Consider the following 2,899-nt stretch of genomic DNA (forward strand, 5'->3'; position numbering starts at 1 on the left):
TCCAGGCGCGCCTGGACGCCGAGATCGCCGCAGGCCGCTGGTCCCCGCCCGAACCGGCCCTCACCCCGGAAACCGCGCCCGTCCCGGAATGACATGACCGCCGCCCCACTCACCCGATAGGTTCGCGACCATGCCCGGCCGTCTGCTCGAACTCCACGTGGAGAACTTCCGCAGTCTCCGAGACGTGACCGTCCCCCTCGGCCCCCTCACCGTCCTGGTGGGGCCGAACGGGGTCGGCAAGTCCAACCTGCTGAAGGTCTTCGACCTGCTCTCGGACATCATCCGGACCGACCTCCAGCCCGCCCTGGACGCGCGGGGCGGTTTCGACGAGGTCGCGTTCTGGGGCGGCCCGAAACGGCCCACCTCCATGGCGATCCGCCTCAAGGCGACATGGACGACTCACGCCAGCGTGAACGCTCCCGACGAGTACGAACTCACAGTTCGCCGCCGCAAGCACCCCAGCAGCGACGACGCCTACAGCCTGTCCCGCATCGAGAGCTTCCAGTTCAAGCGCACCCAGGGGCGCGGCCGACGCATCACCGTCTCCGGCGAGGAAGCCAAGGTCGTCGACAACCGGGCCGGCAAAGAGTCGGGCAGCGGTAGCTTCGGCATCCAGCGACTGAGCAGCGGTCTGTCCACCCTTCCACGCCTGGCCAGTTCCGACGGCGGCGAAGAGGTCTCCAAGGTCGCCCAGCAGCTCTCCACGTTCCGCGTGTTCGACGTCGACGTACCCGCCGCACGACTCCCTGCCCGTCTCCGCCGCAGCCGCTTCCATGATCTCTCACCCGACGCGGACAACCTCGCGGAGTTCCTCTTCTACCTCAACTCGTCAGAGGACACCTGGCAGGACCTGGTAGCTGATGCCCGGACCGTGCTGCCCCAGCTCGACGCCATCGAGTTCGCGCGGCTCGGCGGCTCCGCCGACCAGGTGACTGTGATCCTCCGCGAACGGGGTCTGCGTCGGCCCACCCCGCTCGCCGACGCCTCGTACGGAACGGTCCGCCTGCTCGGCCTCCTCGCCATGCTCTACGACCCGGACCCGCCGGCCCTCACCTGCGTCGAGGAGATCGACCACGGCCTGCACCCCCAGGCCCTGGAACTGATCGTGGAGCGACTTCGCGAGGCCTCCACACGCAGCCAGTTCCTCGTCGCCACCCACTCTCCCGCCCTGGTGGACCGGCTGAAGCCAGAGGAGTTCATCGTCTGTGACCGCGACGAGGACGGGGCCTCGATCATCCCGGCCCTCACCACCGACGAGGTGCACGACATCGTCGAGGAGTCCGGTGACCAACCACTCGGCGAGCTGTGGTTCTCCGGGGTGCTCGGAGGCGACCTCACCGGCGGTGAACTGTGAGCCGTGGAGCACCGTTCATCCCCCGCCAGGGCCGAGGCGTCATCGTGCTCGCGGGCGAGGATGCCAACGACTGCGACATCCTGGCGTCGATCATCCGCCAGCACCACCCGAACCTGGGCACGGCGAAGCTCGTGCGCATCAACGACCAGGTGCGCCTGAAGAAGAAGACCGGGCGCGAACTCGCCACCGCAGGAAAGCCAAGGGCAAGGCGCTCCAGCAGCGCGGCCCGCTGGTCGGTCTGGCCGTCCACGAAGACTTGGACGGCTACACGGACAACCGCTACCGCACCGTACGCAAGACACTGTCCGAGGAGCTCTCGCGCCAGAGCCCTTGCGATGCGGCACTCGCCTTGGCGGCCTGGGAGTCGGAGGCGTGGTTACTCCTCTTCCCTGGAGCGTTTCCGCACGTCCGCCCGCGCTGGAAGGTGCCGGCCCAGCTATGTGGAAACGACACGGGGATGCTCAAGGACCCCAAGGAGGCCTTGAAGACCAAGCTCGGCGCGCCCACCTTCCGCGAGAGCGACGGGGCGTTGATCGCAAAGGCCGCTTATGAGCGGGGCTTGCTCGCCAGGCCTCAGGGCAAGAACCGCTCGTACGACGACTTCGTGGCCGAACTGACCGCGTGGGGCTGAGGGGCCGGGCGGGCCGAGGCGCCGCCCGGCCGTCTCACACCTCGCGGGCGAACTTGATGAATGCGGTCCAGGCCTTCGGAGCGAGGGCAAGGCCGGGGCGCGCGACGTTCTTCGAGTCGCGGACATGCACGGCGTTCGGGCAGTCTGCTACCTCAACGCACTCGCCGCCCTCCTCGCTGCTGTAGCTCGACCTGTGCCAGGCCATGGCGACCTCGATGCATTCGCCACCCCCACCGCTGCTGTAACTGCTCTTGAACCAGACCAGTTCAGAGTTGAGGCTCATGTCTCTCCCAGCAACTTCTCGACGAAGGACAGCGACTCACGGGGAGTGAGCGCCTGAGACCGAAGGATCGCGTAACGCGCTTCAAGCTCTCGAACCTTCGGGTTCCCCGTGTACAAGCGACTGTCGTCCTGCACCTCGGTATAGGCAATCCTCCGCTCTTCAGCTGTGTCGATCAAGTTGAACGGCCCGCCCATTGCACCGTGATCCTCACGATCCATTGGCATCACTTGAACCTCCACGTTGCGCTTCCTACCAACAAGCAGGATCTGCTCCAACTGACCTCGCAGCACTGACTGGCCGCCAGACGGCCTGCGGAGTACAGGCTCCTCGATGATGAAGCTGAGTAGTGGAACTGGACGCCGGGAGAAGATCTCGTGGCGTGCCAAACGCGCACCGACGCGCTGCTCAATCACCTCATCGTCGAGCAACGGGCGCTGCATCCGGAAGATCGCCCGCGCGTACTCCTCAGTCTGCAACAGCCCTGGTACTACCTGGTTCGCGTACACGTGCAGCTCCACAGCCCCTGCCTCCAGCCGCGCCGCATCGCGAAAGAACGACGGATACCGCGCCCGCGCGACCTCCGCCTTCATCGCCACCAGCAGCCCGCCCGCCCCCAGCACCTCGTCCGCCC

4 protein-coding genes are annotated in these 2,899 nt (G+C 66.9%); 2 read left to right on the top strand and 2 right to left on the bottom strand.

From position 1 onward, the window contains the following. Window positions 1-130: 130 nt before the first annotated feature. Complete coding sequence (locus BFF76_RS29305) at window positions 131-1,354, top strand: AAA family ATPase (protein ID WP_065849435.1); 1,224 nt, start codon at window positions 131-133, stop codon at window positions 1,352-1,354. Window positions 1,355-1,610: 256 nt separating this feature from the next. Next, window positions 1,611-1,985: a hypothetical protein gene (locus BFF76_RS34210; RefSeq protein WP_244167369.1), complete on the top strand. Its 375-nt coding sequence runs from the start codon at window positions 1,611-1,613 to the stop codon at window positions 1,983-1,985. 34 nt (window positions 1,986-2,019) lie between these two features. Here BFF76_RS34210 and BFF76_RS29315 read toward each other — a convergent pair whose 3' ends face one another. Then, a complete protein-coding gene (locus BFF76_RS29315) occupies window positions 2,020-2,268 on the bottom strand; it encodes a DUF397 domain-containing protein (protein ID WP_065849436.1) in 249 nt (82 codons plus the stop codon). Beyond that, on the bottom strand, window positions 2,265-2,899 hold a 635-nt coding region (locus BFF76_RS29320; protein ID WP_065849437.1), incomplete at its 5' end, for a DUF5753 domain-containing protein. The genes BFF76_RS29315 and BFF76_RS29320, both read right to left, overlap by 4 nt.

This window comes from Streptomyces mutomycini, assembly GCF_001700505.1.
Lineage (GTDB): Bacteria > Actinomycetota > Actinomycetes > Streptomycetales > Streptomycetaceae > Streptomyces > Streptomyces mutomycini.